Consider the following 26,262-nt stretch of genomic DNA (forward strand, 5'->3'; position numbering starts at 1 on the left):
ATCACCGGGCCAGGCGAACGCGCCTGGCCCGCCAGCCGGCCATGATCGACGGGCCCAGGGCGGTCAGCGCCGAGCCCAGCACCACCACCAGCGCACCAATATAGCCCAGGGTGTTGATCTGCTCGGCGTGGACGAAGTCGGGCCAGAACCAGGCCGCCAGGGCCACCGCCACGAAGGTGATCAGCGGCGTCACCGCCAGGGTCGCACTGACCTTGGAGGCTTCCCAGTGCGCCAGGGCTTCGGCAAACGCGCCGTAGGCCACCAGGGTGTTCAAACAGCAGGCAAGCAGCAGCCAGCCTTGCAGCGGGCTCAATTGCAGCGCCTCCAACGGATGCACCCAAGGGCTCAGCAAGGCTGCGCAAAACAGGTAGATCACCATCATCACCTGCATCGAGTTCCATACCGTCAGCAGCTGCTTCTGGCTCAGGGCATAGAACACCCAGATGGAGGTCGCCAGGAGGATGGTCAGCACGCCGGTGGTGTAGACGCTCAGGGAGGTGAGCAGCTCATCCAGGCGTTGATTGAAGAACAGGCCAAAGCCCAGCAGCAGGATCACCAGGCCCATGCCCTGCCCCAGGCTAAAGCGTTCCTTGAACAGGAACACGCTGGCCACCAGCAACAGCACCGGGCCCATCTGCACCACCAGCTGGGCGGTGCCGGGGCTGAGCAGCTTGAGCCCGACCAGGTACAGCACATAGTTGCCCACCAGGCCGCAGGTAGCCAGCAACACCAGGCCCCAGCCCTTGCGCCCGAGGCCATTGAACGAGGGCAGGCGCTTGCTTGCCGCCAGCCAGGCCAGCAACAGGCCGCCGGACACCAGCAGGCGAAACCAGGTCACGGTGATCGGGTCCATCACCTGCAGCACCTGTTTGAGCTTGATCGGCAGGATGCCCCAGAGCACGGCGGTCAGCAGCGACAAGGACAGACCGTAGACCCAGCGTCCGGAAGAAATATGCATAACCAGCCTCGATAGCCCTTTGGTGGGGGGAAACTGGATTCTACGGGCTGGGTTGGTGGCGAGACAGGCAAGAATGCGGAAAAGAATTCAGTACTTCATTCCCTGAGTTCCTGCTGGGGCTGCTTTCGCAGCCCCCGCTATCATTTCTTGTGCTTCTTGAACGCCGCCTCCAGCGCCTGGTTGATGGTGCGCAACACCTTGACCCGCGCCCAGCGCTTGTCATTGGCCTCGACCAGGGTCCAGGGCGCAATCTCGGTGCTGGTACGGTCGACCATGTCGCCCACAGCCTCCGCGTACTGCCCCCACTTCTCGCGGTTGCGCCAGTCTTCCTCGGTGATCTTGAAGCGCTTGAACGGGATCTGCTCGCGCTCCTGAAAGCGCTCGAGCTGGGTCTGTTCGTCAATCGACAGCCAGAACTTCACCACCACCACGCCAGCATTGCTCAGTTGTTCTTCGAAGTCGTTGATCTCGCCATAGGCGCGCATCCAGTCGGCCTGGCTGCAAAAGCCTTCGATCCGCTCGACCAGTACCCGGCCATACCAGGAACGGTCGAACACGGTGAACTTGCCACGCGCCGGAATGTGCCGCCAAAAGCGCCACAGGTACGGCTGCGCGCGCTCTTCTTCGGTGGGCGCGGCGATCGGCACGATGCGGTACTGGCGCGGGTCGAGGGCTGCCGCCACCCGGCGAATGGCACCGCCCTTGCCCGCCGCATCGTTGCCTTCGAACACGGCAATCAGGGCGTGGCGGCGCATGCGCTTGTCACGCAGCAGGCCGGCCAGGCGCGCCTGTTCGGTAATCAGTTGTTCCTGGTAGTCGTCCTTGTCCAGGCGCAGGCTCAGGTCGAGGCTGCCGAGCAGGCTGCGCTGGTCGATGCTTTCACCCAGCGGCGCGATGTTGGCCTGGTGGATCGGCCCGTGATCGGACTTGAGCGCGGCCTGCAGCCCTTCGAGCAGAATCTTGCCCACAGCCAGGCTGCGGTAATGCGGATCGACGCCCTCGATCACATGCCAGGGCGCGTAGTCGCGGCTGGTCTGGCGCAGCACCCGCTCACCAAAGCGCACGAAACGGTCGTAGGTTTCGGACTGCTGCCAGTCCAGCGGGCTGATCCGCCAGCTGTGCAGCGGATCGTCCTTGAGCGCCTTGAGGCGGGCTTTCATCTGCTTCTTGGACAGGTGAAACCAGAACTTGAAGATCAGCGCGCCTTCATCGCAGAGCATTTCTTCGAGGCGCTCGGCGCCGCGGATGGCCTGGTCGAGCACGGCATCCTTGAACTGGCCATGCACGCGGCCCTGGAGCATCTGGCTGTACCAGTTGCCAAAAAATACGCCCATCCGCCCCTTGGCCGGCAGTGCCCGCCAGTAGCGCCAGGCCGGTGGACGGGCGAGTTCTTCGTCGGTTTGCTGGTCGAAGGTGCGCACCTCGATCAGGCGCGGGTCCATCCATTCGTTGAGCAGCTTGACCGTCTCGCCCTTGCCGGCACCTTCGATGCCGTTGATCAGTACGATCACCGGGAAACGCGCCTGCTGCTTGAGCTCGAACTGCGCCTCCAGCAACGCTTCACGCAGCGCCGGGACCTCGGCGTCATAGGTGTCTTTGTCGATGGCGTGACCAATTTCAGCGGATTCGAACATACCAGGCTCCCTACTTGGATAAGCAAGACTAGCGGATTGTCGAAACCTTTGTCGGCACAAAACAAAGCCTGCCACAGGTCAAACAGCCTGGCGCCGATCAGCTAAAATGGCCCTCTTGCCAATGCTGAGCCGAACATGACCGAAGTAACCCAATACGCCCAGATCGACTGGGACGACCAGGGCCGACCGCACTCGCGCCAATACGACGACATCTATTTCTCCAAGGAGCAGAGCCTGGAGGAAACCCGTCACGTGTTCATCGACCAGAACGACTTGCGCCAGCGTTTCAGCGCAATGCAGCCGGGCCAGTGCCTGGTGATCGGCGAAACCGGCTTCGGCACCGGCCTGAACTTCTTCTGCGCCTGGCAGCTGTTTGCCGAGTGCGCCCCGGCTGATGCGCGGCTGCACTTCATCAGCGTCGAAAAATACCCCCTGACCCGCGCCGACCTCAGTCGCGCCCTGGCCCTGTGGCCGCAGCTGGCGCCGTTCAGCAGCCAGTTGCTGAGCCAGTACGTGGCAGTGCACGAAGGCTTCCAGCCGTTCGCGTTCGAGCAGGGCCGGGTGCGCCTGACCCTGATGATCGGCGACGTGCTGGAGCAACTGCCGCAGCTCGATGCACAGGTGGATGCCTGGTTCCTCGACGGCTTTGCCCCGGCCAAAAACCCGGAAATGTGGACCCCGGAGCTGTTCGCCGAGATCGGCCGGCTGTCAGCGCCCGGCACCACCCTCGGTACCTTCACCAGCACCGGCTGGGTGCGCCGCGGCCTGATCGCCGTGGGCTTTAGCATGAAGCGCATTCCCGGCATCGGCAAGAAATGGGAAGTGCTGCGCGGCGCCTTCAATGGCTGGCCGGCCGAGCAGCCGCAACCGGCCGCCAGCGCGCCGTGGTTTGCCCGGCCGCCTGCCCTGCCCGGCCCACGCCAGGCGCTGGTGATCGGCGCAGGCCTTGCCGGGTGCGCCAGCGCCGCCAGCCTGGCCGCCCGCGGCTGGCAGGTAAAGGTGCTGGAGCGCCATGCGACGCCAGCAGCAGAAGCTTCGGGCAACCCGCAAGGGGTGCTGTACCTGAAGCTGTCTGCACACGGCACGGCGTTGTCGCGCCTGATCCTCAGCGGTTTCGGCTACACCCGGCGGCTGCTCGAACGCCTGCAGCGCGGCCAGGACTGGGATGGCTGCGGGGTGCTGCAGCTGGCCTTCGACGCCAAGGAAGACCAGCGCCAGCAGCAACTGGCCGCAGCCTTCAACCCGCAATTGCTGCAACGCCTGGACCGTGAGCAGGCTGAACAACTGGCCGGGGTTGCCCTGGACAGCGGCGGGCTGTTCTACCCTGAAGGCGGCTGGGTGCATCCGCCGGCGCTGTGCCAGGCGCAACTGCAGCACCCGAACATCACCCTGCTGACCCATCATCAGGTACTGCAACTGCGTAAGGTCGACGGCCTCTGGCAAGCCTGGGAAAGCGACAAACTGCTGGCCAGCGCGCCGCTGGTGGTGTTGGCGACCGCCGCCGAAATCCACAACTTCGAGCCTTGCGCCGGGCTGCCGCTCAAGCGCATTCGCGGGCAGGTCACCCGCCTGCCCGTGACAGCGCAAAGCCAGGCATTGACCACGGTGGTGTGCGCCGACGGCTATGTCGCGCCGCCGCGCAATGGCGAGCACACCCTCGGCGCCAGCTTCGACTTTCACAGCACCGACCTCACGCCCACCCCCGGCGAGCACGTCGGCAACCTTGGCCTGCTTGAGGCGATCTCCAGCGACCTGGCCCAGCGCCTGGGCGCCCACAGTCTCGACCCGCATACGCTGCAGGGCCGCGCCGCGTTTCGCTGCACCAGCCCCGACTACCTGCCGATTGTCGGCCCGCTGGCCGAACAGGCGCAGTTCAACCACGACTACGCCGTGCTGGCCCGCGATGCCCGGCAAATTCCCGCCACCCCCTGCCCCTGGCTCGAAGGCCTGTTCATCAACAGCGGCCATGGCTCGCGGGGGCTGATCACCGCGCCACTGGCGGGCGAAATGATCGCCGCCTGGGCCGACAACGCACCGCTGCCGGTGCCCCGCGCCGTGGCCGAAGCCTGCCACCCCAATCGCTTCATGTTGCGTGAATTGATCAGGAGTAAAAAAGCAGCGACAAGCGCCAAGCCACACACTAAAAGCTGATTGACCCGGCGTGCTCTTGCAGCTTGAAGCTTGTCGCTTGCAGCTACCGCTTATAACCGATTGATCTAAAACTCTCGCTATCCGCACCGGTCAGTTTCCATGTGCCCGGGTTTCGGGCACCTTCCCCAACGGCAAAACCGGTAAGGACTTATGTGCGGATTAGCTGGAGAGTTTCGTTTCACCCCTGTTGCCCACCCACCACGCCCGGCGGACCTCGCCGCGGTCGAGCGGATCACCCATCACCTGGCACCTCGCGGCCCTGACGCCTGGGGTTTCCATAGCCAGGGGCCGATTGCCCTGGGCCATCGCCGGCTGAAAATCATGGACCTGTCCGACGGCTCGGCGCAGCCCATGGTCGATAACCAGTTGGGCCTGTCGCTGGCCTTCAACGGCGCCATCTACAACTTCCCCGAGCTGCGCAGCGAGCTGGAAAGCCTCGGCTATGCCTTCTACTCGGATGGCGACACCGAGGTGCTGCTCAAGGGCTATCACGCCTGGGGCGCCGACTTGCTGCCGCGCCTGAACGGCATGTTCGCCCTGGCGATCTGGGAACGTGACAGCCAGCAGCTGTTCCTCGCCCGCGACCGCCTCGGGGTCAAGCCGCTGTACCTGTCGCGCACCGGCGAACGCCTGCGCTTCGCTTCGAGCCTGCCGGCGCTGCTCAAGGGCGGCGACATCAACCCGGTGCTCGACCCAGTGGCGCTCAACCACTACCTGAACTTCCACGCCGTGGTGCCAGCGCCACGCACCCTGCTGGCCAATATCGAGAAACTGCCACCGGCCAGCTGGATGCGCATCGATGCCCAGGGCCGCTGCGAGCAGCAAGTCTGGTGGCACCTACACTATGGCCCGCGCACCGACGAACAGGACCTGAGCCTGGAAGACTGGCGCGACCGCGTCCTCGACAGCACCCGCGAGGCGGTGGCGATTCGTCAACGCGCTGCGGTGGATGTCGGTGTGTTGCTGTCCGGCGGTGTCGACTCGAGCCTGCTCGTCGGCCTGCTGCGCGAGGTCGGTGTCGATGACCTGTCGACCTTCTCCATCGGCTTCGAGGATGCCGGCGGCGAGCGCGGCGACGAGTTCCAGTACTCCGACCTGATCGCCCGCCACTACGGTACCCGCCATCATCAATTGCGCATCGATGAGCGGGAGATCATCGAGCAGTTGCCCGCGGCCTTTCGCGCCATGAGCGAGCCGATGGTCAGCCATGACTGCATTGCCTTCTACCTGCTGTCGCGGGAAGTGGCCAGGCACTGCAAGGTGGTGCAAAGCGGCCAGGGCGCCGACGAGCTGTTCGCCGGTTACCACTGGTACCCGCAGGTGGACGGCGCGCGCGATCCGTTCGCAGCCTACCGCGAGGCGTTCTTCGACCGCAGCTACGACGACTATGCCGCCACCGTGCAAGCGCCTTGGCTGCTCGATCACGACGCCGCCGGCGACTTTGTCCGCCAGCACTTCGCCCAGCCCGGCGCCAGCGATGCGGTGGATAAAGCCCTGCGCCTGGACAGCACGGTGATGCTGGTCGACGACCCGGTCAAACGGGTCGACAACATGACCATGGCCTGGGGCCTGGAAGCGCGCACGCCGTTCCTCGACTATCGCCTGGTCGAGCTCTCGGCGCGCATCCCGGCGCGCTTCAAGCTGCCCGACGGTGGCAAGCAGGTGCTCAAGGAAGCCGCGCGGCTGGTCATCCCCAGTGAAGTCATCGACCGCAAGAAGGGCTACTTCCCGGTACCGGGGCTCAAGCACCTGCAGGGCGCAACCCTGGACTGGGTGCGTGAGTTGCTGCTTGACCCCAGCCAGGACCGCGGCCTGTTCAACCCCGCCGCCCTCGACCGCCTGCTCAGCGATCCCCACGGCCAGCTGACGCCGCTGCGCGGCTCCAAGCTCTGGCAACTGGCTGCCTTGAACCTGTGGCTCAGCGAACAAGGAATCTGATCGATGAAAGCCCATGCCTCACCTTACGGCCAGCGCCTGCTGCGCGGCCAGGTGCCGTCCTATGAGCGACTGCAGGCGCAACTGGCCGGCGATGGCAGCCAGCCCCACGACCAGCCGCGTTCGCTGCACTGCGGCTGGGGGCGGCTGCTGATCGGCCACACCTACCCCGACCCGGCCAGCCTGGCCAGCGCCCTGCTCGACGAACGCCCCGGCGAGCGCGACATTGCCCTGTACGTAGCGGCGCCGCAGCAGGTGCTGGCCCAGGCCCCGCAGCAATTGTTCCTCGACCCGTCCGACACCCTGCGCCTGTGGTTCAGCGACTACCGCCCGGCGCAACGGGTGTTTCGCGGTTTTCGTATCCGCCGGGCGCAGAGCGACAGCGACTGGCAGGCGATCAACGCCCTGTACCAGGCCCGCGGCATGCTGCCGATCGACCCCGAGTTGCTGACCCCGCGCCATCAGGGCGGGCCGGTGTACTGGCTGGCCGAAGACGAAGACAGCGGCGCGATCATCGGCAGCGTCATGGGCCTGAATCATCACAAGGCCTTTGCCGACCCGGAACACGGCAGCAGCCTCTGGTGCCTGGCGGTGGACCCACAGTGCACCCGCCCGGGTGTCGGCGAAGTGCTGGTGCGGCATTTGATCGAGCACTTCATGAGCCGCGGCCTGACCTGCCTCGACCTCTCGGTGCTGCACGACAACCGCCAGGCCAAACGCCTGTACGCCAAGCTGGGGTTTCGCAACCTGCCGACCTTCGCGGTCAAGCGCAAGAACGGCATCAACCAGCCGCTGTTCCTCGGCCCAGGCCCTGAAACCGGGCTCAACCCCTATGCGCGGATCATCGTCGAGGAGGCGTACCGGCGCGGTATCGAGGTGCAGGTCGACGATGCCGATGGCGGCCTGTTCACCCTTATCCATGGTGGTCGGCGGGTACGTTGCCGCGAGTCTCTGAGCGACCTGACCACGGCGGTGAGCATGACCCTGTGCCAGGACAAAAGCCTGACCCACAAGGTACTGAGCGCCGCAGGCTTGCAGGTGCCGGCGCAGCAACTGGCCGGCAATGCCGATGACAACCTGGCCTTCCTCGAAGACCACGGCGCGGTGGTGGTCAAGCCGCTGGACGGTGAGCAAGGCAACGGCGTGGCGGTAAACCTCAGCACCCTCGATGAAATCAGTGCAGCGGTAGAAAGCGCCCGACGCTTCGACAGCCGCGTGCTGCTGGAAAGCTTTCATGCCGGCCTCGACCTGCGCATCGTGGTCATCGGTTTCGACGTGGTCGCCGCCGCCATCCGCCACCCGGCGCAGATTGTCGGCGACGGCCAGCACGCCGTCGGCGCCCTGATCGAAGCCCAGAGCCGTCGGCGTCAGGCGGCAACGGGCGGTGAAAGCCGCATCCCCCTGGACCACGAAACCCAGCGCACCCTGCACGCTGCCGGGGTCGATTACGACAGCGTACTGCCTGCCGGCCAGCGCCTGGCTGTGCGCGGCACCGCCAACCTGCACACCGGCGGCTGCCTGGAGGACGTCACCGAGCGCCTGCACCCGGTGCTGGTCGACGCTGCCATCCGCGCCGCCCGCGCCCTGGACATCCCGGTGGTGGGCCTGGACCTGATGGTCAAGGCCGCCGACCAGCCCGACTACGTGTTCATCGAAGCCAATGAACGCGTCGGCCTGGCCAACCATGAACCGCAACCGACTGCCGAGCGCTTCGTCGACCTGTTGTTCCCCCACAGTCGACCCGCGCCATGAGCACAGGAGTTCGCATGCCCCAACAGCTTCCCGAACCGGACCTCACGTACTTGCAGAAAGTCCTGCTGGAAATGCTCGCCATTCCCAGCCCCACCGGCTTTACCGACACCATCGTGCGCTATGTCGCCGAGCGCCTCGAGGAGCTCGGCATCCCCTTCGAACTGACCCGTCGCGGCACCATCCGCGCCACCCTCAAGGGCCGCAAAAGCTCGCCCGACCGGGCGGTGTCCGCCCATCTGGACACCATCGGCGCCAGCGTGCGGGCGATCCAGGACAACGGCCGGCTGTCGCTGGCGGCGGTGGGCTGCTGGTCCAGCCGCTTTGCCGAAGGCAGCCGCGTCAGCGTGTTCACCGACAGCGGCGTGCTGCGCGGCAGCGTGTTGCCGCTAATGGCCAGCGGCCACGCGTTCAACACCGCCATCGATCAGATGCCGGTCAGTTGGGAGCACATTGAGTTGCGCCTGGATGCCTATTGCACCACCCGCGCCGATTGCGAGTCGCTGGGCATCGGCATCGGTGACTTCGTCGCCTTCGACCCACTGCCCGAGTTCACCGAAAGCGGCCATATCAGCGCCCGCCACCTGGATGACAAAGCCGGTGTCGCGGCGCTGCTGGCGTCGCTCAAGGCCATTGTTGAAAGCGGCGCACAGCCGTTGATCGACTGCCACCCGCTGTTCACCATCACCGAAGAGACCGGCTCCGGCGCCGCTGCCGCCCTGCCCTGGGACGTCAGCGAGTTCGTCGGCATCGATATTGCCCCGGTCGCGCCCGGGCAACACTCAAGCGAACACGCGGTCAGCGTCGCCATGCAGGATTCGGCCGGCCCCTATGACTATCACCTGACGCGCCACTTGCTCAAACTTGCCCGCGAACACGAACTGCCGGCTCGCCGCGATGTGTTTCGCTACTACTTCAGCGACGCGCATTCGGCGATCACCGCCGGTCACGATATTCGCACCGCCCTGCTGGCCTTCGGTTGCGACGCCACCCATGGCTACGAACGCACGCACATCGACAGCCTGGCGGCGCTGAGCCGCCTGCTGACCGCCTACCTGCTCAGCCCGCCGGTGTTTGCCAGCGACTCGCAAGCCACCGGCAGTTCGCTGGAAAGTTTCAGCCACCAGCTTGAGCACGATGCACAGATGGAAAGCGATACCCGGGTGCCGGCCGTCGACAGCCTGGTCGGCAACAAAAACTAGCGCCTACACAGCCAGGACAGGTTTGGCGTAGCATGGCGCTACCTTTTCGCCAGACCTGTCCTGTTCATGCTGATTCCCTACGACCAACTGGAAGCCGAAACCCTCACCCGCTTGATCGAGGATTTCGTCACCCGCGACGGCACCGACAACGGTGACGACACCCCGCTGGAAACCCGCGTGCTGCGGGTGCGCCAGGCGCTGGCAAAAAAACAGGCGTTCATTCTGTTCGACCTTGAAAGCCAGCAATGCCAGCTGCTGGCCAAGCACGACGTGCCCAAGGAACTGCTCGACTGATTCAACCGGCCTGCTTGGCCAGTTGCTCGACGATACGCTTGTAGATCTCCGCCCGGTGCACCTCGATGTGCCGCGGCGCGCTGATGCCGAAGCGCACGGTGTTGCCGTCCACCGACAACACCTTGATCTTGATGTCATCGTCGATGGCGATGATTTCGCCTATTTCGCGGCCTATTACCAACATGCTCCGATCCTCCACAAATCAGGGAATTCGGAGACTGCACGGGGTGCCGGACGCCTTCAATGCTCCCACGGCGAATTAGACCCATCCCACTTAGCTGGGCGATTTTGCCTACAGATTTCTTGAGTTTTCGACCCTTCAGGCACTCTGCAAACGTGGCCCGAGGACGATGATGCTGGCCCCCAGCACGCACAACAACGCGCCGATCCAGTCAGTGCCCAGCGGCCGCGCCCGCTCGACCAGCGCCAGCCACAACAGCGAAGTGACGATGTAGATACCGCCATAGGCGGCATAGGCGCGCCCGGCATACGCCGCTTCGACCCGGGTGAGGATCAGCGCGAACAGGGTCAGGCTGAGCAAGGCCGGGGCAATCCACCAGGCGCTCTTGCCCAGGCGCAGCCACATGTAGAAGGCATAGCAACCGCCGATCTCGAAGATCGCCGCGAGGAAAAACCACAGGTAATTGATCACACCAGGTACTCAAGGCTGTTCAAAGGATGGCCAAGAATACCTGATGGCGACGCTCAAGCCTGGGACGGCCGCGCCTTGGCGCGCATTTTCTCGGCCATGCTGGCCATCTCGTCGTAGAGAATCTGCGGGTTGCGCTGCTTGAGCTTCCAGGCTTCGCGGCCCTGCTCATGAGGCAGGATCAGGAACTCGCCGGCGGCCACTTGCTGGTGGATGTAGTCGGCGATATCGGCGGCGCTGATCGGCGAGCTTTCCAGCAGCTTGCCGACCTGGGCTTTCATCGCCGGGGTCGGGCCACGGAACGAGTCGAGCAGGTTGGTCTGGAAGAACGACGGGCACACCACGTGCACCGCGACCTCCTGCTGGCGCAGCTCGATCAGCAAGCTTTCCGACAGGGCCAGCACCCCGGCCTTGGCGACGTTGTAGTTGCTCATCGCCGGGCCTTGCATCAGGGCGGCCATCGAGGCGATGTTGATGATCCTGCCCTTGCTGCGCTCGAGCAGTGGCAGGAAAGCCTTGCAGCCCTTGACCACGCCCATCAGGTTGATTGCGATCTGCCAGTCCCAGTCCTCCAGCGACAGCTCGGCGAAAAACCCGCCCGAGGCCACCCCGGCGTTGTTGACGATCACATCGATGCCGCCGAACTTTTCTTCGCAGGCCTGGGCCAGGGCGGTGAGCTGACTGTAGTCACGCACATCGCAGCGCTGCACGAAACCGTCGGCGCCGGCCTCGCGTACCAGCGCCAGGGTTTGCTTGAGGCCGGCCTCGTTGACATCGGCCAGGGCCAGTTGCCAGCCCTCGCGCGCCCAGCGCAAGGCAATTTCGCGCCCAAGCCCCGAGCCGGCACCGGTAATCATCATGCGCTTTTGCATAGCAGCTGCCTTGTACTGTTCTGGAAAGTTCAGGCCAGTGTAGCGAAGCCAAGGCCGCCACCCACGCAGTATCAGGATGCTGAATAGCCGGGGCAAACAGCGGTGAACGTGACTAATAAAGATGGGATAAAACTTTTAGCCACTGGCAGCAGTCGGAATTAACAGGCGGGCATGAAACACATGACCGAAGAGATGGATTGCAGCGTAACGCCTACTTCTCAAGCCAAACAAGGAAACTGCCATGGGCACCATACTTATCATCATCCTGATTCTGCTGTTGATCGGTGGCTTACCCGTCTTTCCGCACTCCAGAAGTTGGGGCTATGGGCCATCCGGCATCATCGGTACGGTGCTGATCATCCTGCTGATCCTGTTGTTGCTCGGCAAGATATAGAAAAGCTGCAAGCCATAAGCAGCAAGCCGCAAGTCAAAGCAGTACGCGTACGGCTTCAACTTGCGGCTTGTGGCTTGGAGCTTGCAGCTAAAAAGGCAGCCAAAGGCTGCCTTTTTGCTTACTTAGTGAGACACCGCACCGCTGGCACCCAGGCCAGTCTGCGAGCGCACGAACTGCGGGAAGAACAGCGCACGTTCATCATCGGCGGCCTTGGACTTGTCGGTGATCGAGAAGAACCAGATACCGGTAAAGGCAATGATCATCGAGAACAGCGCCGGGTACTCGTACGGGTAGATCGCCTTCTCGTGGCCGAGGATCTGCACCCAGATGGTCGGGCCGAGGATCATCAGCGCCACGGCACTGATCAGGCCCATCCAGCCACCGATCATGGCGCCACGGGTGGTCAGTTTCTTCCAGTACATCGACAGCAGCAGTACCGGGAAGTTACAGCTGGCAGCGATGGAGAACGCCAGGCCGACCATGAAGGCGATGTTCTGGCTTTCAAACAGGATGCCCAGGCCGATCGCCAACACGCCAAGGGCGACGGTGGTGATCTTCGACACGCGGATTTCATCCTTCTCGTTGGCTTTGCCCTTCTTGATCACGCTGGCATACAGGTCGTGGGACACCGCCGAGGCACCGGCCAGGGTCAGGCCGGCAACCACCGCCAGGATGGTGGCGAAGGCCACTGCCGAGATGAAGCCGAGGAACACGCTGCCACCCACGGCATCGGCCAGGTGCACCGCCGCCATGTTGTTGCCGCCGATCAGGGCGCCGGCAGCGTCCTTGAACTCAGGGTTGGTGCTGACCAGCAGGATCGCGCCAAAGCCGATGATGAAGGTCAGGATGTAGAAGTAGCCGATGAAACCGGTGGCGTACAGCACGCTCTTGCGCGCTTCCTTGGCGTCGCTGACAGTGAAGAAGCGCATCAGGATGTGCGGCAGGCCAGCGGTACCGAACATCAGCGCCAGGCCCAGCGAGAACGCCGAGATCGGATCTTTGACCAGCCCGCCCGGGCTCATGATCGCTTCACCTTTGGGGTGAACCTTGATCGCTTCGGAGAACAGCGCGTTGAAGTCGAAGTTGACGTGCTTCATCACCATCAGCGCCATGAAGCTGGCACCGGAGAGCAACAGCACGGCCTTGATGATCTGTACCCAGGTGGTCGCGAGCATGCCGCCGAACAGCACATACATGCACATCAGGATGCCCACCAGGATCACCGCGACGTGGTAGTCCAGGCCGAACAGCAGCTGAATCAGCTTGCCGGCACCGACCATCTGCGCGATCAGGTAGAACGCCACCACCACCAGCGAGCCCGAGGCCGACAGGGTGCGGATTTCCTTCTGCCCGAGGCGATACGAGGCGACGTCGGCAAAGGTGTATTTACCCAGGTTGCGCAGGCGCTCGGCGATCAGGAAGAGGATGATCGGCCAGCCGACCAGGAAGCCGATCGAGTAGATCAGGCCATCGTAACCGGAGGTGAACACCAGGGCGGAAATACCCAGGAAGGATGCGGCCGACATATAGTCGCCGGCAATCGCCAGGCCGTTCTGGAAACCGGTGATGCGCCCGCCGGCGGCATAGTAGTCGGAAGCGGACTTGTTGCGCTTGGACGCCCAGTAGGTGATGCACAGGGTGGCACCGACGAAGGCGACGAACATGACGATCGCCGAGACGTTCAAGGGTTGTTTCTGCACCGCGCCGGTGAGGGCGTCAGCGGCCCAGACGGCGGGTGCAAAAACGCCGAAGGCCAGGGTTGCCAGTAGACGCCGGATCATTGCTGAGCCTCCTTGAGGATCGCCTTGTTCATCTCGTCGAACTCGCCATTGGCGCGACGCACGTAGATGGCCGTGAGGATGAAAGCCGAGATGATCAGACCGACACCAAGGGGAATACCCCAGGTGATCGACGAGTCAGGGCTGAGCTTGGCACCGAGAATATGCGGGCCATAGGCAATCAACAGGATGAAGGCGGCGTAAAGACCGAGCATGATCGCCGAGAGAATCCAGGCGAAACGTTCGCGTTTTGAAACCAGCTCCTTGAACCGCGGGCTGTTTTGTATCGAGAGGTAAATGCTGTCGTTCATTGTTTTTGTCCTCGCAGCACAGATTAGGTAGTACCCACTCCACTTTATGCTGCCTTCGAACGCACTCCAGACGACCTTAGTCTTAGATGCAAAACTCTTTTACCGATTCGGTAACAGCCTGAAACGACAAGGGCCGCACCGGCGTTTCGCGGGTGCGGCCCTGGAAGGTGCCAGATAGAGGCTTTAAGCCATTATTTGCCGGTCCACTCGGCTACGCGCTCCGGGTGTTTGGCCACCCAGTCCTTGGCTGCGGCTTCAGGTTTTGCGCCCTCTTGAATGGCCAACATGACCTCGCCGATTTCATCCTTGGACTGCCACTGGAACTTCTTCAGGAACGCCGCCACTTCCGGCGCCTTGCTGTCCAGTTCCTTGCTGCCGATGCTGTTGACGGTTTCGGCGGCGCCATACACGCCTTTGGGGTCTTCGAGGAACTTGAGCTTCCACTTGGCGAACATCCAGTGCGGCACCCAGCCGGTCACCGCGATCGATTGCTGCTTGGCATAGGCGCGGCCAAGCTCTGCGGTCATCGCCGCGCCAGAGCTTGCCTGCAGTTTGTAGCCGGTGAGGTCGTAGTCCTTGATGGCCTGGTCGGTCTTGAGCATGACCCCGGAGCCTGCGTCGATGCCGACGATTTTCTGTTTGAAGCTGTCATCGGTCTTGAGGTCGGCCACCGAGCTGGCCTTGACGTATTCGGGGACGATCAGGCCGATCTTGGCATCCTTGAAGTTGGGGCCGTAGTCGACCACGTTGTCCTTGTTCTTGGTCCAGTATTCGCCATGGGTTACCGGCAACCAGGCCGAGAGCATGGCGTCGAGCTTGCCGGTGGCCACCCCCTGCCACATGATGCCGGTGGCCACGGCCTGCAGTTTGACGTCATAGCCGAGCTTCTGCCTGATGACTTCGGCGGCGACGTTGGTGGTCGCCACACTGTCGGACCAGCCATCGACATAGCCGATGCTCACTTCCTTGGCCAGCGCTTGCCCCGCGCCAATGGCCAGTACCAGGGCGGTGCCCACCCCCAGGAGTCGTCGCATTTTCATCCAAGCATCCCCTCGTCACGTCACGGAAGCTGCATCATCAACCGCGCATGGTCGCTGACCTGCTCTGGTAGCGACCTCGGGACAACGAGAAACGACATCACATCGCCAGCCATTGAAATCGTTACATCAAGCAACACCCACCCTGACGATCTTTGTAGCCCAAGGCTTTGGCCGGCGCCATTTGCGGGTACTATTGACGGCTTTGTTTCCAGACGGTCTGTTCCATGTCCTCGACTGCGCGCTTCCCGCTATTACCCTACCTGTTCGCCTGCCTGCTGGGCCTGTTCGCCCTCGGAGGGCTGTGGTACGGCCTGGGCAAGCCGGTGGTGCTGCCGGATGCGGCCAGCGCGTCGCACAAGCTGCAGTGCGCCTCCTACACCCCGTTCGACAAGGACCAGTCGCCGTTCGACCAACCGTTCCAGCTGCGCCCGGCGCGCATGGACGCCGACCTGGCCTTGCTGGCCGAGCGTTTCGAGTGCATCCGCACCTACTCGATGACCGGCCTTGAGGCCATCCCCGACCTTGCCCGCAAGCATGGCCTGAAGGTGATGCTCGGCGCCTGGATCAACGCCAACCCGGTGGATTCGCAAAAAGAGGTCAAGGCCCTGATCGCCTCGGCCAATGCCAACCCGGATGTGGTCAAGGCGGTGATCGTCGGCAACGAAACCCTGCTGCGCAAGGAAGTCACCGGCCCACAACTGGCGGCGCTGATCAACCAGGTGAAAAGCCAGGTCAGCGTGCCGGTGACCTACGCCGATGTCTGGGAGTTCTGGCTGCAACACCCCGAGATCGCTCCGGCGGTGGACTTCCTGACCATCCACCTGCTGCCCTACTGGGAAGATGACCCGAAGAGCATCGACGATGCCCTGGTGCACGTCGGCGAGATCCGCCAGGTGTTCGGCAACCGCTTCGCGCCCAAGGAGATCGTCATTGGCGAAACCGGCTGGCCGAGCGAAGGCCGCCAGCGCGAAACCGCCCTGCCCAGCCGGGTCAACGAGGCACGCTTCATTCGCGGCTTCGTCGCCATGGCCGAACAGCACGGCTGGCAGTACAACCTGATCGAAGCTTTCGACCAGCCCTGGAAACGTGCCAGCGAAGGCGCCGTGGGCGGCTACTGGGGCCTGTATGACGCCGACCGCCAGGACAAGGGCATCCTTGAAGGGCCGGTGAGCAACCTGGCGTTCTGGCCGCAGTGGCTGGGCGCAGGTGTCGTGCTGTTCGCCGCCACCCTGCTGCTGGCCGGGCGCGTACGCGGCACTCGCAGCGCTTTGCTGTTGCCACTGCTGGCGGCCCTGGCTGCGGCCAGCCTGGGCCTGTGGGGCGAGCAGTTGCGCATCAACAGCCGCTTTGTCGGCGAGTGGGTCTGGGCGATTGTGCTGGTGGGCCTGAACCTGCTGGTGCTCGCCCATGCTGCGCTGGCCTTGTCGCAACGCCAGGGCTGGCGCCAGCGGGCCTTCGCCTGGCTCCAAGCGCGTGGCGGCTGGTGGTTGCTGGCGGCGGGTTTTGCCGCGGCGGTGAGCATGCTGGCGCTGGTGTTCGACCCGCGTTATCGCAGCTTCCCCAGCCCCGCCTTGCTGTTGCCGGCAGTGGTGTACCTGCTGCGGCCGGTGGCGGCACGCCGGGGCGAAGCGGCCTTGCTGGCGTTGATCATCGGCGCCGGCATCGCCCCGCAGCTGTACCGTGAAGGGCTGAGCAACCAGCAGGCGCTGGTCTGGGCCGGGGTGAGCGTGCTGATGGTGGCGGCGTTGTGGCGTAGCTTGCGGGTTCGGGTTCAGCAGTAACCGGGGCTGCTTCGCACCCCATCGCTGGCAAGCCAGCTCCCACAAGATCCCTGTGGGAGCTGGCTTGCCAGCGATGGCAGCGCCGCAATGTCAGCTGGAGCGCCGCACCAAGCGCAACCCCGCCAGCACCACTGCAAACACGGCAATGCTCGCGGTGTACAACACCAACGCCGGAATGCCGCACACCAGTGCCGCCACCGCCAGGCGCCAACCCGCGCGCCCTGGCACCAGCATGGCCAGCAGTGCCAGGCCCAGGGCCGACCAGGCCACGATCCTGAAGTGAATCATCAACCCCATCAGCGAACGCGCCTGGCAGCCCCACAGTTGTGCCTGGTCGGCGCAGGTCGCCACCCAGTGGGCATCTTCCATCAGCACATAACGCAGCCCATAGCTTGCCGCCAGCCACAAGGGCAGAAACACCAGCAATGCGATCAGCGGTAAACGGCGGGACATGCGACACTCCAGAAACATGAAAATCGGCGCCCAGCATAATCGTCCGGGGCGTCTATGCAAGGCAAAAGCGCCAGCCTCAGCTACTTTGTCCTGTAGATAAATGGAACCAATTGTTGCGAATCCTCATTGGACGGCGGCAACATCTGGGACGATAAATGCCGGAGCGCCAGGCAACTTTGCCGGGGCCACCATGGTCCTAGCCTGCGTAACGCACTTTGCTGCTGCATTTTTGGGGATCCGTCATGCTTCGTTCTCTGCGCCTCGCTGCCCTGTTGGGTGGCTTTATCTCGAGTGCGTGCGCTTGGGCACAAACCATCGACGCGGCCAGTTACGGCTATCCGTTGACCAACCCGTTCGAGGCGACCATCGCCACGACGCCGCCGGAGCTACGCCCGGAGCTGCCTAGCGACGACGACATCACCCAGTCCGACTACAGCCTGAACATGCGCCCGGAGCGGGCCTTCACCCTGCCCGACAATTTCTGGCCGGTGAAAAAGCTCAAGTATCGCCTGGCCCGCCAGGACCACGAGGCGCCGCTGATTTTCCTGATTGCCGGCACCGGCGCGCCCTACTCCAGCAGCATCAACGAGTACCTGAAAAAGCTCTACTACAAGGCTGGCTACCACGTGGTGCAGTTGTCATCACCGACCAGCTTCGACTTCATCACCGCCGCCTCGCGCTACGCCACCCCCGGGGTGACCAAGGAAGACGCCGAAGACCTTTACCGGGTGATGCAGGGCGTGCGCGCTCAGCACCCGCGCCTGCCGGTCAGCGAGTACTACCTCAGCGGCTACAGCCTCGGCGCCCTGGATGCGGCGTTTGTCAGCCACCTGGATGAAACCCGGCGCAGCTTCAACTTCAAGCGCGTGCTGCTGCTCAACCCGCCGGTCAACCTCTACACCTCGATCAGCAACCTCGACAAGCTGGTGCAGACTGAGGTCAAGGGTGTCAACAACAGCACCACCTTCTATGAGCTGGTGCTCAACAAGCTGACCCGCTACTTCCAGCAGAAGGGCTACATCGACCTCAACGATGCGCTGCTGTACGACTTCCAGCAGTCACGCCAGCACCTGTCCAACGAGCAGATGGCAATGGTCATCGGCACCTCGTTCCGCTTCTCGGCGGCCGATATCGCCTTTACCTCCGACCTGATCAACCGCCGCGGCCTGATCATCCCGCCCAAGTACCCGATCACCGAAGGCAGCAGCCTCACGCCGTTCTTCAAGCGCGCGTTGCAATGCGACTTCGACTGCTACCTGACCGAGCAGGTGATCCCCATGTGGCGTGCCCGCACCGACGGCGGCAGCCTGTTGCAACTGGTCGACCAGGTCAGCCTCTACGCGCTCAAGGACTACCTGCAACAGAGCCCGAAAATCGCCGTGATGCACAACGCCGACGACGTCATCCTCGGCCCTGGCGACCTGGGCTTCCTGCGCAGCGCCTTCGGCGATCGCCTGACCCTGTACCCCCACGGCGGCCATTGCGGCAACCTCAATTATCGCGTCAACAGCGACGCCATGCTGGAGTTCTTCCGTGGTTAAACGCCTACTGATCATTAGCGCGCTGCTGGCCTGCGGCCTGGCCCAGGCGGCTGAAGAAACTGCACCGCGCGCCAGCGTCATCGAAGCCGATCCGGTCGATGCCGATGGCTTCACCGAACCGCTCAAGGCACTCAAGTTCAACCCCGGCCTGGACCAGCGCGAATTCGAACGCTCGACCCTGGCGGCGCTGAACGTCTACGACCCGCTGGAATCGATGAACCGGCGCATCTACCACTTCAACTACCGCTTCGACCAATGGGTGTTCCTGCCGGTGGTCAACGGCTACCGCTACATCACCCCGCACTTTGTGCGCAGCGGCGTGAGCAACTTCTTCAGTAACGTCGGCGATGTGCCGAACCTGCTCAACAGCCTGCTGCAGCTCAAGGGCAAGCGCTCGATGGAAATCACCGCGCGCCTGCTGCTCAACACCACCATCGGCGTCGCCGGCCTGTGGGACCCGGCAAGCAAAATGGGCCTGCCGCACCAGAGCGAGGATTTCGGCCAGACCCTGGGCTTCTACGGCGTGCCGGAAGGCCCATACCTGATGCTGCCGATCATTGGCCCGTCGAACCTGCGCGATACCGGTGGCCTGGCGGTGGACTATGGCGCCGAGAACTGGATCAACTTCCTCAACGTCGCCGAAGTCAGCAGCAACCATCCGGAAGTCTGGGTACTGCGCGCCGTCGACAAGCGCTACACCACCAGCTTCCGCTATGGCCAGCTCAACTCGCCGTTCGAATACGAAAAGGTGCGCTACGTTTACACCGAGGCGCGCAAGCTGCAGATCGCCGAGTAAGCGCCCTCAGCTGGGCGCCGGCAGGCCAAGAAAGCCGCACAGCTCGCGGCGCTTGGCCAGGGCGTCGCGGCGCCCAAGCTCAATCAGTTCGCTGCAATAGCCGGCTTCGAACAGCAGGTAGCTGAGCACCCCGGCGCCGCTGGTTTTGGTCGCCCCCGGGCCACGCAAAAACAGCCGCAGCGCCGCCGGCAACTCACGCCGGTGGCGGGCGGCGATCTCGTCCAGCGGCTGGCTGGGCGCGACCACCAGCACCTCGACCGGTGCCAGGCCCAGGCGCCGGCGTTCCAGGTGCTCGGGCATCAGGTGGCTAAGGTGGTTGAGCCGCTGCAGCAGCTCGATATCGTCTTCCAGGCTGTCAATGAAGGTGCTGTTGAGCATGTGCCCGCCGATCTGTGCCAGGCTCGGCTGCTGGCCGCTGAAGATGCGCTGGCGCATTTCGCCTTCATGGGGCCGCTGCGGGTTGCCGCTGACCCCGACCACCAGTACCCGGCTGGCGCCCAGGTGCAGGGCCGGGCTGATCGGCGCCGACTGGCGCACCGCGCCATCACCGAAAAATTCCTCACCGAGCTTGACCGGAGCGAACAGCAAGGGGATCGCCGAGCTGGCCAGCAGGTGCTCGACGCTCAGGCGGGTCGGCAGGCCGATACGCCGGTGGCGCAGCCAGGGGTCGATGGCGCCCTTGCCCTGGTAGAAGGTCACCGCCTGGCCGGACTCGTAGCCAAAGGCCGTCACCGCCACCGCGCGCAAGTGCTGCTGCTCGATGGCGTGGCCGATGCCGTTGAGGTCCAGGTGCTGGCTGAGCAGTGTGCGCAACGGCGAGCTGTCGAGCAACGCCACCGGAACCGGCGCGCCGAGACCAAGCAGGCTGTGACCGACGAAGCGGCTGGCCTGGCGGATCACCCCGGGCCAGTCGCTGCGCAGCACCTGATGGCTGCGAAAGCCCTGCCAGAAACTGGTCAGGCGGCGGATCGCGTCAGCAAAATGAGTGGCGCCGCTGGCCAGGGTCACGGCATTGATGGCGCCGGCCGAGGTGCCGACGATCACCGGAAAGGGGTTGGCGGCACCGGGCGGCAGCAGATCGGCAATGCCGGCCAGCACACCGACCTGGTAGGCGGCGCGGGCGCCGCCGCCAGAGAGGATCAAGCCGGTGATCGGTTCAGCCATTTTATCTTCCTGGATTTTTGGTGAATTCATCGCGGGTCAAGCCCGCTCCCACAGATAGTTGTGGGAGCGGCGGTGCGACGACTCGACTTGACCCGCGATAGCCTCAACGCCGTTTTTCGTAGAGCTTCGGCGCCCCCGGCGGACGCGACTTGAAGCGCCGATGCGCCCACAGGTACTGCTCCGGGCATTCGCGCAGCGCCGTTTCGATCCACTGGTTGATGCGCAGGCAGTCGGCCTCTTCGGTCTCACCAGGGAAATCCGCAAGCGGCGGATGAATCACCAGCCGGTAACCGCTGCCATCGGCCAGGCGCTGCTGGGTGAAGGGGATCACCCGTGCCTTGCCCAGGCGGGCGAACTTGGTGGTGGCGGTGACGGTCGCCGCTTCGATGCCGAACAGCGGCACGAACAGGCTCTGCTTGGCGCCGTAGTCCTGGTCGGGTGCGTACCAGATGGCACGGCCGGCGCGCAGCAGCTTGAGCATGCCGCGCACGTCCTCGCGCTCTACCGCCAGCGAATCGAGGTTGTGCCGCTCGCGGCCACGGCGCTGGATGAAGTCGAACACCGGGTTGCCGTGCTCGCGGTACATGCCGTCGATGGTGTGTTCCTGCCCCAGCAGCGCGGCGCCGATCTCCAGGGTGGTGAAGTGCAGGGCCATGAGGATGGCACCCTGGCCATCACGCTGGGCGGCCTGCAGGTGCTCGAGCCCTTCGATGTGCGCCAGGCGCGCCAACCGGGCCTTTGGCCACCACCAGCTCATGGCCATTTCGAAGAAGGCGATGCCGGTGGAAGCGAAATTTTCCTTGAGCAGGCGCTGCCGTTCGACGGACGGTAGCTCGGGGAAACACAGTTCCAGGTTGCGCGCCGCGATGTAGCGGCGTTCGCCGGCCACCAGGTACATCAGCGCCCCCAGGGCACGGCCGATCACCAGCAAGGCCCGGTACGGCAGCTGCACGATCAGCCACAGCAGGCCCAGGCCCAGCCACAGCGGCCAGAAGCGCGGGTGCAGAAAGTAACGACGAAAACGCGGGCGATCCATTAAAGATTCCGGAAAGACAAGGGCCGGGCATTCTACAACGGTTCGGCACGGGTTGCGGCCAACCGGTGTTCTCGTTATAAGTCTGGGCACTTTTTCGTAACAAGCCGCCCTAATGCAGACCATGAGCCAAACCCAAACGCCAGACCAAGACCCCGTGTTCCAGCTCAAGGGCAGCATGCTCGCCATTACCGTGCTCGAGCTCGCCAGGAACAACCTCGAAGGCCTCGACCGGCAGTTGGCGGCCAAGGTCGCCCAGGCGCCGAATTTCTTCAGCAATACCCCGCTGGTACTGGCCCTGGACAAGCTCCCGGCCGGCGAAGGCGCGGTCGACCTGCCCGGGCTGATGCGCGTCTGCCGCCATCACGGCCTGCGCACCCTGGCCATCCGCGCCAGCCGTATCGAAGACATTGCCGCGGCGATCGCCATCGACCTGCCGGTGCTGCCGCCCTCCGGTGCCCGTGAGCGGCCGCTGGAGCCGGAGCCGGAAGTGAAGAAGCCCGAGCCTGCGCCCGCCCCCGTGGCGCCGCCGGAGCCGGCCATCCGCCCGACCAAGATCATCACCACCCCGGTACGCGGCGGCCAGCAGATCTACGCTCAGGGTGGCGATCTGGTAGTAGTGTCGTCGGTCAGCCCGGGCGCGGAACTTCTCGCCGATGGCAACATCCATGTGTACGGTGCAATGCGTGGGCGGGCACTGGCCGGGATCAAGGGCAATACCCGGGCGCGGATCTTCTGCCAGCAGCTGACCGCCGAGATGGTCTCGATCGCCGGGCAATACAAGGTCTCCGAAGACCTGCGCCGCGATCCGCTGTGGGGGGCCGGGGTACAGGTCAGCCTGTCCGGTGACGTGTTGAACATCACCCGTCTTTAACGGATACTTGCCGCCATTTTCTGCGCAACTTTTTTCGATGTTGCCGTTTTTTGTATTTTTTGGGACTCGACGTCCTTTTCTTTAGGGGTGAAACACCTTGGCCAAGATTCTCGTGGTTACATCCGGCAAGGGTGGTGTGGGTAAGACCACCACCAGCGCCGCTATTGGTACCGGCCTCGCACTGCGCGGCCACAAGACTGTCATCGTCGACTTCGACGTCGGCCTGCGTAACCTCGACCTGATCATGGGCTGCGAACGCCGCGTGGTGTACGACTTCGTCAACGTCGTCAACGGCGAAGCCAACCTGCAGCAAGCGCTGATCAAGGACAAGCGCCTTGAGAACCTCTACGTGCTGGCCGCCAGCCAGACCCGCGACAAGGACGCGCTGACCCAGGAAGGCGTGGAAAAAGTCCTGATGCAGCTCAAAGAGGACTTCGAATACGTGGTCTGCGACTCGCCGGCCGGTATCGAGAAAGGCGCCCACCTGGCCATGTACTTCGCTGACGAAGCGATCGTCGTGACCAACCCGGAAGTCTCCTCGGTACGTGACTCGGACCGTATGCTGGGCCTGCTGGCGAGCAAATCGCGCCGCGCCGAACGCAACGAAGACCCGATCAAGGAACACCTGCTGATCACCCGCTACCACCCGGAGCGCGTCAGCCAGGGCGAAATGCTCGGCGTCGAAGACGTCAAGGAAATCCTCTCGGTGGCCCTGCTGGGCGTGATCCCTGAATCCCAGGCGGTGCTCAAGGCATCCAACCAGGGCGTACCGGTCATCCTTGACGACCAGAGCGATGCTGGCCAGGCCTATAGCGATACCGTTGACCGCCTGCTGGGCAAAAACGTGGAACATCGGTTCCTTGATGTGAAGAAGAAGGGATTCTTCGAGCGCCTGTTTGGAGGCAACTAACCAATGAACCTTTTTGACTTCTTTCGTGCCAGCAAAAAAGTAAGCACCGCCTCGGTCGCGAAAGAGCGTCTACAGATCATCGTGGCGCACGAGCGCGGTCAGCGCAGTACTCCGGACTACCTGCCAGCCCTGCAGAAGGAACTGGTGGAAGTGATCCGCAAGTACGTCAACATCGGCTCCGATGATGTGCAGGTCGCTCTGGAGAACCAGGGCAGCTGCTCGATCCTCGAACTCAACATCACCCTGCCCGATCGCTGATAGCGTTTTCGGGCACCCTGTGGGAGCGGGCTTGACCCGCGATTGCGATCTGCCAGTCATATCGCGTCGCGGGTCAAGCCCGCTCCCACAGCTATTTTGGAACACGCAATGCCGCTGTCCAACGTACACATCCTGCATGAAGATGACGCCATCCTGGTGGTCAACAAACCGACCCTGCTGCTGTCCGTGCCGGGCCGGGCCGAAGACAACAAGGATTGCCTGATCACCCGCCTGCAGGAAAACGGCTACCCCGATGCCCTGATCGTCCACCGCCTGGACTGGGAAACCTCGGGGATCATCCTCCTGGCCCGCGACGCCGACAGTCATCGCGAACTGTCCCGGCAGTTCCACGACCGCGAAACCGAGAAGGCCTACACCGCACTGTGCTGGGGCCAGCCGCAGCTCGACAGCGGCAGCATCGACCTGCCGCTGCGCTACGACCCGCCGACCAAGCCACGGCACGTGGTCGACCATGAGCAGGGCAAGCATGCCCTGACCTTCTGGCGCATCGTCGAGCGCTGTGGCGATCATTGCCGGGTCGAGCTGACGCCGATCACCGGGCGCTCGCACCAGTTGCGCGTGCACATGCTGTCGATCGGTCATCCGTTGCTGGGTGATCGCCTGTATGCCTGCCCCGAGGCGCTGGCGGCCCATGAGCGGCTGTGCCTGCATGCAAGCATGCTGAGCTTTACCCACCCGGTGTCCGGGGAGCGGTTGCGCTTCGAGTGTCCGGCGCCGTTTTGACGGCGCCAGCGGCAAGCTTCAAGCTTCAAGCAGTCACCCTGCATTGAGTTGCGCCGCCTCTTGCAGCTTGCAGCTTGCAGCTCACCCGCTAAAATGCCGCCACTGCTGTCTGGAGTGACCTATGCGCGATGCACTGAATCAAGGCCTGATCGACTTCCTCAAGGCCTCCCCTACGCCGTTCCATGCCACCGCCGCCCTGGCCCAGCGCCTCGATGCCGCCGGTTACCAGCGCCTGGACGAGCGCGACAGCTGGGCCACCGTGGCCGGCGGTCGCTACTACCTGACCCGCAACGATTCCTCGATCATCGCCTTCAAGCTCGGCCGTCACTCGCCGCTGCTCGACGGCATCCGCCTGGTCGGCGCCCACACCGACAGCCCGTGCCTGCGGGTCAAGCCGCAGCCCGAACTGCAGCGCCAGGGCTTCTGGCAACTGGGCGTGGAAGTCTACGGTGGCGCCCTGCTGGCGCCGTGGTTCGACCGTGACCTGTCGCTGGCCGGGCGGGTAACCTTCCGCCGTGACGGCAAGGTCGAAAGCCAGCTGGTCGATTTCAAGCTGCCGATCGCAGTGATCCCGAACCTGGCTATCCACCTCAATCGCACCGCCAACGAAGGCTGGGCGATCAACCCGCAGACCGAGCTGCCGCCGATCCTGGCCCAGGTGGCTGGTGACGAGCGCGTCGATTTTCGTGCCCTGCTTACCGACCAGCTGGCCCGCGAGCACGGCCTGAACGCCGATGTGGTGCTGGACTACGAACTGAGCTTCTACGACACCCAGAGCGCCGCCCTGATTGGCCTGCATGGCGAGTTCATCGCCGGCGCACGCCTGGACAACCTGCTGTCGTGCTATGCCGGCCTGCAGGCGCTGCTCAACGCCGACAGCGATGAAACCTGCGTGCTGGTGTGCAACGACCACGAAGAGGTGGGTTCCTGCTCGGCCTGTGGCGCCGACGGGCCGATGCTCGAACAGACCCTGCGCCGCCTGCTGCCCGACGGCGACGACTTCGTCCGCGCGATCCAGCGCTCGCTGCTGGTCTCGGCCGACAACGCCCACGGCGTGCACCCCAACTATGCCGAGAAGCACGACGGCAATCACGGGCCCAAGCTCAATGCCGGCCCGGTGATCAAGGTCAACAACAACCAGCGCTACGCCACCAACAGCGAAACCGCCGGCTTCTTCCGCCACCTGTGCATGGCCGAGGAAGTACCGGTGCAAAGCTTCGTGGTGCGCAGCGACATGGGTTGCGGCTCGACCATCGGCCCGATCACCGCCAGCCACCTGGGCGTGCGCACCGTCGACATCGGCCTGCCGACCTTCGCCATGCACTCGATCCGCGAGCTGTGCGGCAGCCAGGACCTGGCGCACCTGGTCAAGGTGCTGACGGCGTTCTATCGCAGTCGCGACCTGCCGTAACTGAGCGGCGCCTGCATCGCTGGCAAGCCAGCTCCCACACGCCGAACCTGTGGGAGCTGGCTTGCCAGCGATGAGGCCCGCCAGCCTGACCCCGATCAACCCCTCGCCGGCGAATCCCGCTATGCTTGAGCCATAACTCTCAAGTAAGGACCTTGCCGCATGTCAGCCTTTGCCTCTCTGTTCCTTCCGGTCATCGCCGGCCTGATCCTGCTGACCGTAGGCTTCAACCTGCGCGATCGCAATATCGGCGTGTTGATGATGTGGGTCGGCACCCTGGGCATGATCGGCATCATGTGCTGGAAGATCCTCGAGAAACTCAACTGACAAATA

General features: G+C 63.9%; 26 protein-coding genes. 15 read left to right on the top strand and 11 right to left on the bottom strand.

Annotated features, from left to right (window positions below; all coding sequences use genetic code 11):
• Position 1: 1 nt before the first annotated feature.
• Positions 2–958, bottom strand: coding sequence for a DMT family transporter (locus UB48_RS07540; RefSeq protein ID WP_045195418.1), 957 nt, complete (start codon positions 956–958; stop codon positions 2–4).
• A 140-nt stretch (positions 959–1,098) separates the two neighbouring features.
• The gene (gene pap / locus UB48_RS07545; protein WP_045195420.1) at positions 1,099–2,592 is read right to left on the bottom strand and encodes a polyphosphate:AMP phosphotransferase; all 1,494 of its coding nucleotides are present in this window, start codon (positions 2,590–2,592) and stop codon (positions 1,099–1,101) included.
• 135 nt (positions 2,593–2,727) lie between these two features.
• On the opposite strand from pap, the gene mnmC reads away from it, so the two are divergent.
• From mnmC to UB48_RS07570, 5 genes are all read left to right on the top strand, one after another.
• Positions 2,728–4,743: a bifunctional tRNA (5-methylaminomethyl-2-thiouridine)(34)-methyltransferase MnmD/FAD-dependent 5-carboxymethylaminomethyl-2-thiouridine(34) oxidoreductase MnmC gene (mnmC, locus tag UB48_RS07550; protein ID WP_045195422.1), complete on the top strand. Its 2,016-nt coding sequence runs from the start codon at positions 2,728–2,730 to the stop codon at positions 4,741–4,743.
• A gap of 150 nt (positions 4,744–4,893) precedes the next feature.
• Entirely contained in the window at positions 4,894–6,681 is a 1,788-nt protein-coding gene (locus UB48_RS07555; protein ID WP_045195423.1) for an N-acetylglutaminylglutamine amidotransferase, read from the top strand.
• Between the two features lie 3 nt (positions 6,682–6,684).
• Positions 6,685–8,430 (top strand): N-acetylglutaminylglutamine synthetase, encoded by a 1,746-nt coding sequence (ngg, locus tag UB48_RS07560; RefSeq protein WP_045195425.1) that lies wholly within the window; start codon positions 6,685–6,687, stop codon positions 8,428–8,430.
• 14 nt (positions 8,431–8,444) lie between these two features.
• Entirely contained in the window at positions 8,445–9,629 is a 1,185-nt protein-coding gene (locus tag UB48_RS07565; RefSeq protein WP_045195427.1) for an osmoprotectant NAGGN system M42 family peptidase, read from the top strand.
• Positions 9,630–9,695: 66 nt separating this feature from the next.
• A complete protein-coding gene (locus UB48_RS07570; protein WP_045195429.1) occupies positions 9,696–9,923 on the top strand; it encodes a YheU family protein in 228 nt (75 codons plus the stop codon).
• A 1-nt stretch (position 9,924) separates the two neighbouring features.
• Here UB48_RS07570 and csrA read toward each other — a convergent pair whose 3' ends face one another.
• The 3 genes from csrA to UB48_RS07585 form a co-directional block, all read right to left on the bottom strand.
• On the bottom strand, positions 9,925–10,107 hold the full coding sequence (gene csrA / locus UB48_RS07575) for a carbon storage regulator CsrA (protein WP_045195430.1): 183 nt from the start codon (positions 10,105–10,107) through the stop codon (positions 9,925–9,927).
• Between the two features lie 135 nt (positions 10,108–10,242).
• A complete protein-coding gene (locus UB48_RS07580; protein ID WP_045195432.1) occupies positions 10,243–10,575 on the bottom strand; it encodes a YnfA family protein in 333 nt (110 codons plus the stop codon).
• A gap of 53 nt (positions 10,576–10,628) precedes the next feature.
• On the bottom strand, positions 10,629–11,444 hold the full coding sequence (locus UB48_RS07585) for an SDR family oxidoreductase (RefSeq protein ID WP_045195434.1): 816 nt from the start codon (positions 11,442–11,444) through the stop codon (positions 10,629–10,631).
• A 241-nt stretch (positions 11,445–11,685) separates the two neighbouring features.
• Here UB48_RS07585 and UB48_RS27290 point away from each other — a divergent pair, with 241 nt between their 5' ends.
• On the top strand, positions 11,686–11,838 hold the full coding sequence (locus UB48_RS27290) for a DUF3309 family protein (RefSeq protein ID WP_010224169.1): 153 nt from the start codon (positions 11,686–11,688) through the stop codon (positions 11,836–11,838).
• 122 nt (positions 11,839–11,960) lie between these two features.
• Here the strand turns inward: UB48_RS27290 and UB48_RS07595 are convergent, their stop codons facing one another.
• The 3 genes from UB48_RS07595 to UB48_RS07605 form a co-directional block, all read right to left on the bottom strand.
• A complete protein-coding gene (locus UB48_RS07595) occupies positions 11,961–13,619 on the bottom strand; it encodes a cation acetate symporter (protein WP_045195438.1) in 1,659 nt (552 codons plus the stop codon).
• On the bottom strand, positions 13,616–13,927 hold the full coding sequence (locus tag UB48_RS07600; RefSeq protein ID WP_038994010.1) for a DUF485 domain-containing protein: 312 nt from the start codon (positions 13,925–13,927) through the stop codon (positions 13,616–13,618). Before UB48_RS07600 ends, UB48_RS07595 begins: the two co-directional genes overlap by 4 nt.
• A 191-nt stretch (positions 13,928–14,118) precedes the next feature.
• On the bottom strand, positions 14,119–14,967 hold the full coding sequence (locus UB48_RS07605) for a glycine betaine ABC transporter substrate-binding protein (protein WP_045195441.1): 849 nt from the start codon (positions 14,965–14,967) through the stop codon (positions 14,119–14,121).
• Positions 14,968–15,191: 224 nt separating this feature from the next.
• Here UB48_RS07605 and UB48_RS07610 point away from each other — a divergent pair, with 224 nt between their 5' ends.
• Entirely contained in the window at positions 15,192–16,748 is a 1,557-nt protein-coding gene (locus UB48_RS07610) for a beta-1,6-glucan synthase (protein WP_045195443.1), read from the top strand.
• Between the two features lie 90 nt (positions 16,749–16,838).
• Here the strand turns inward: UB48_RS07610 and UB48_RS07615 are convergent, their stop codons facing one another.
• The gene (locus tag UB48_RS07615) at positions 16,839–17,201 is read right to left on the bottom strand and encodes a hypothetical protein (protein ID WP_045195445.1); all 363 of its coding nucleotides are present in this window, start codon (positions 17,199–17,201) and stop codon (positions 16,839–16,841) included.
• A gap of 242 nt (positions 17,202–17,443) precedes the next feature.
• On the opposite strand from UB48_RS07615, the gene UB48_RS07620 reads away from it, so the two are divergent.
• Complete coding sequence (locus tag UB48_RS07620; protein ID WP_045195447.1) at positions 17,444–18,742, top strand: hypothetical protein; 1,299 nt, start codon at positions 17,444–17,446, stop codon at positions 18,740–18,742.
• Entirely contained in the window at positions 18,735–19,538 is an 804-nt protein-coding gene (locus UB48_RS07625) for a VacJ family lipoprotein (protein ID WP_045195448.1), read from the top strand. Before UB48_RS07620 ends, UB48_RS07625 begins: the two co-directional genes overlap by 8 nt.
• A 6-nt stretch (positions 19,539–19,544) precedes the next feature.
• Here the strand turns inward: UB48_RS07625 and UB48_RS07630 are convergent, their stop codons facing one another.
• Positions 19,545–20,702, bottom strand: a complete 1,158-nt coding sequence (locus tag UB48_RS07630) for a patatin-like phospholipase family protein (protein ID WP_045195450.1) — start codon at positions 20,700–20,702, stop codon at positions 19,545–19,547.
• Between the two features lie 103 nt (positions 20,703–20,805).
• Positions 20,806–21,738 (bottom strand): lipid A biosynthesis lauroyl acyltransferase, encoded by a 933-nt coding sequence (locus UB48_RS07635; protein ID WP_045195451.1) that lies wholly within the window; start codon positions 21,736–21,738, stop codon positions 20,806–20,808.
• A 121-nt stretch (positions 21,739–21,859) separates the two neighbouring features.
• On the opposite strand from UB48_RS07635, the gene minC reads away from it, so the two are divergent.
• The 6 genes from minC (at position 21,860) to UB48_RS27960 (ending at position 26,256) form a co-directional block, all read left to right on the top strand.
• Entirely contained in the window at positions 21,860–22,609 is a 750-nt protein-coding gene (minC, locus tag UB48_RS07640; protein WP_093387360.1) for a septum site-determining protein MinC, read from the top strand.
• A 97-nt stretch (positions 22,610–22,706) separates the two neighbouring features.
• The gene (gene minD, locus UB48_RS07645) at positions 22,707–23,519 is read left to right on the top strand and encodes a septum site-determining protein MinD (protein WP_045195453.1); all 813 of its coding nucleotides are present in this window, start codon (positions 22,707–22,709) and stop codon (positions 23,517–23,519) included.
• A gap of 3 nt (positions 23,520–23,522) precedes the next feature.
• Positions 23,523–23,777 (top strand): cell division topological specificity factor MinE, encoded by a 255-nt coding sequence (gene minE, locus UB48_RS07650; RefSeq protein WP_010224188.1) that lies wholly within the window; start codon positions 23,523–23,525, stop codon positions 23,775–23,777.
• 108 nt (positions 23,778–23,885) lie between these two features.
• A complete protein-coding gene (locus tag UB48_RS07655) occupies positions 23,886–24,521 on the top strand; it encodes an RluA family pseudouridine synthase (RefSeq protein WP_045195455.1) in 636 nt (211 codons plus the stop codon).
• 121 nt (positions 24,522–24,642) lie between these two features.
• Entirely contained in the window at positions 24,643–25,932 is a 1,290-nt protein-coding gene (locus tag UB48_RS07660) for a M18 family aminopeptidase (RefSeq protein WP_045195457.1), read from the top strand.
• Between the two features lie 159 nt (positions 25,933–26,091).
• Positions 26,092–26,256: a hypothetical protein gene (locus UB48_RS27960; RefSeq protein ID WP_176794228.1), complete on the top strand. Its 165-nt coding sequence runs from the start codon at positions 26,092–26,094 to the stop codon at positions 26,254–26,256.
• The last annotated feature ends 6 nt before the right edge of the window (positions 26,257–26,262 follow it).

This window comes from Pseudomonas sp. 2(2015), assembly GCF_000955865.1.
Taxonomy (GTDB): domain Bacteria; phylum Pseudomonadota; class Gammaproteobacteria; order Pseudomonadales; family Pseudomonadaceae; genus Aquipseudomonas.

Coding starts and splice junctions, on each gene's coding strand:
- UB48_RS07540 (WP_045195418.1), bottom strand. CDS start 958: ATGCATATTTCTTCCGGACGCTGGGTCTACGGTCTGTCCTTGTCGCTG.
- pap (WP_045195420.1), bottom strand. CDS start 2,592: ATGTTCGAATCCGCTGAAATTGGTCACGCCATCGACAAAGACACCTAT.
- mnmC (WP_045195422.1), top strand. CDS start 2,728: ATGACCGAAGTAACCCAATACGCCCAGATCGACTGGGACGACCAGGGC.
- UB48_RS07555 (WP_045195423.1), top strand. CDS start 4,894: ATGTGCGGATTAGCTGGAGAGTTTCGTTTCACCCCTGTTGCCCACCCA.
- ngg (WP_045195425.1), top strand. CDS start 6,685: ATGAAAGCCCATGCCTCACCTTACGGCCAGCGCCTGCTGCGCGGCCAG.
- UB48_RS07565 (WP_045195427.1), top strand. CDS start 8,445: ATGCCCCAACAGCTTCCCGAACCGGACCTCACGTACTTGCAGAAAGTC.
- UB48_RS07570 (WP_045195429.1), top strand. CDS start 9,696: ATGCTGATTCCCTACGACCAACTGGAAGCCGAAACCCTCACCCGCTTG.
- csrA (WP_045195430.1), bottom strand. CDS start 10,107: ATGTTGGTAATAGGCCGCGAAATAGGCGAAATCATCGCCATCGACGAT.
- UB48_RS07585 (WP_045195434.1), bottom strand. CDS start 11,444: ATGCAAAAGCGCATGATGATTACCGGTGCCGGCTCGGGGCTTGGGCGC.
- UB48_RS27290 (WP_010224169.1), top strand. CDS start 11,686: ATGGGCACCATACTTATCATCATCCTGATTCTGCTGTTGATCGGTGGC.
- UB48_RS07595 (WP_045195438.1), bottom strand. CDS start 13,619: ATGATCCGGCGTCTACTGGCAACCCTGGCCTTCGGCGTTTTTGCACCC.
- UB48_RS07600 (WP_038994010.1), bottom strand. CDS start 13,927: ATGAACGACAGCATTTACCTCTCGATACAAAACAGCCCGCGGTTCAAG.
- UB48_RS07605 (WP_045195441.1), bottom strand. CDS start 14,967: ATGAAAATGCGACGACTCCTGGGGGTGGGCACCGCCCTGGTACTGGCC.
- UB48_RS07610 (WP_045195443.1), top strand. CDS start 15,192: ATGTCCTCGACTGCGCGCTTCCCGCTATTACCCTACCTGTTCGCCTGC.
- UB48_RS07615 (WP_045195445.1), bottom strand. CDS start 17,201: ATGTCCCGCCGTTTACCGCTGATCGCATTGCTGGTGTTTCTGCCCTTG.
- UB48_RS07620 (WP_045195447.1), top strand. CDS start 17,444: ATGCTTCGTTCTCTGCGCCTCGCTGCCCTGTTGGGTGGCTTTATCTCG.
- UB48_RS07630 (WP_045195450.1), bottom strand. CDS start 20,702: ATGGCTGAACCGATCACCGGCTTGATCCTCTCTGGCGGCGGCGCCCGC.
- UB48_RS07635 (WP_045195451.1), bottom strand. CDS start 21,738: ATGGATCGCCCGCGTTTTCGTCGTTACTTTCTGCACCCGCGCTTCTGG.
- minC (WP_093387360.1), top strand. CDS start 21,860: ATGAGCCAAACCCAAACGCCAGACCAAGACCCCGTGTTCCAGCTCAAG.
- minE (WP_010224188.1), top strand. CDS start 23,523: ATGAACCTTTTTGACTTCTTTCGTGCCAGCAAAAAAGTAAGCACCGCC.
- UB48_RS07655 (WP_045195455.1), top strand. CDS start 23,886: ATGCCGCTGTCCAACGTACACATCCTGCATGAAGATGACGCCATCCTG.
- UB48_RS07660 (WP_045195457.1), top strand. CDS start 24,643: ATGCGCGATGCACTGAATCAAGGCCTGATCGACTTCCTCAAGGCCTCC.
- UB48_RS27960 (WP_176794228.1), top strand. CDS start 26,092: ATGTCAGCCTTTGCCTCTCTGTTCCTTCCGGTCATCGCCGGCCTGATC.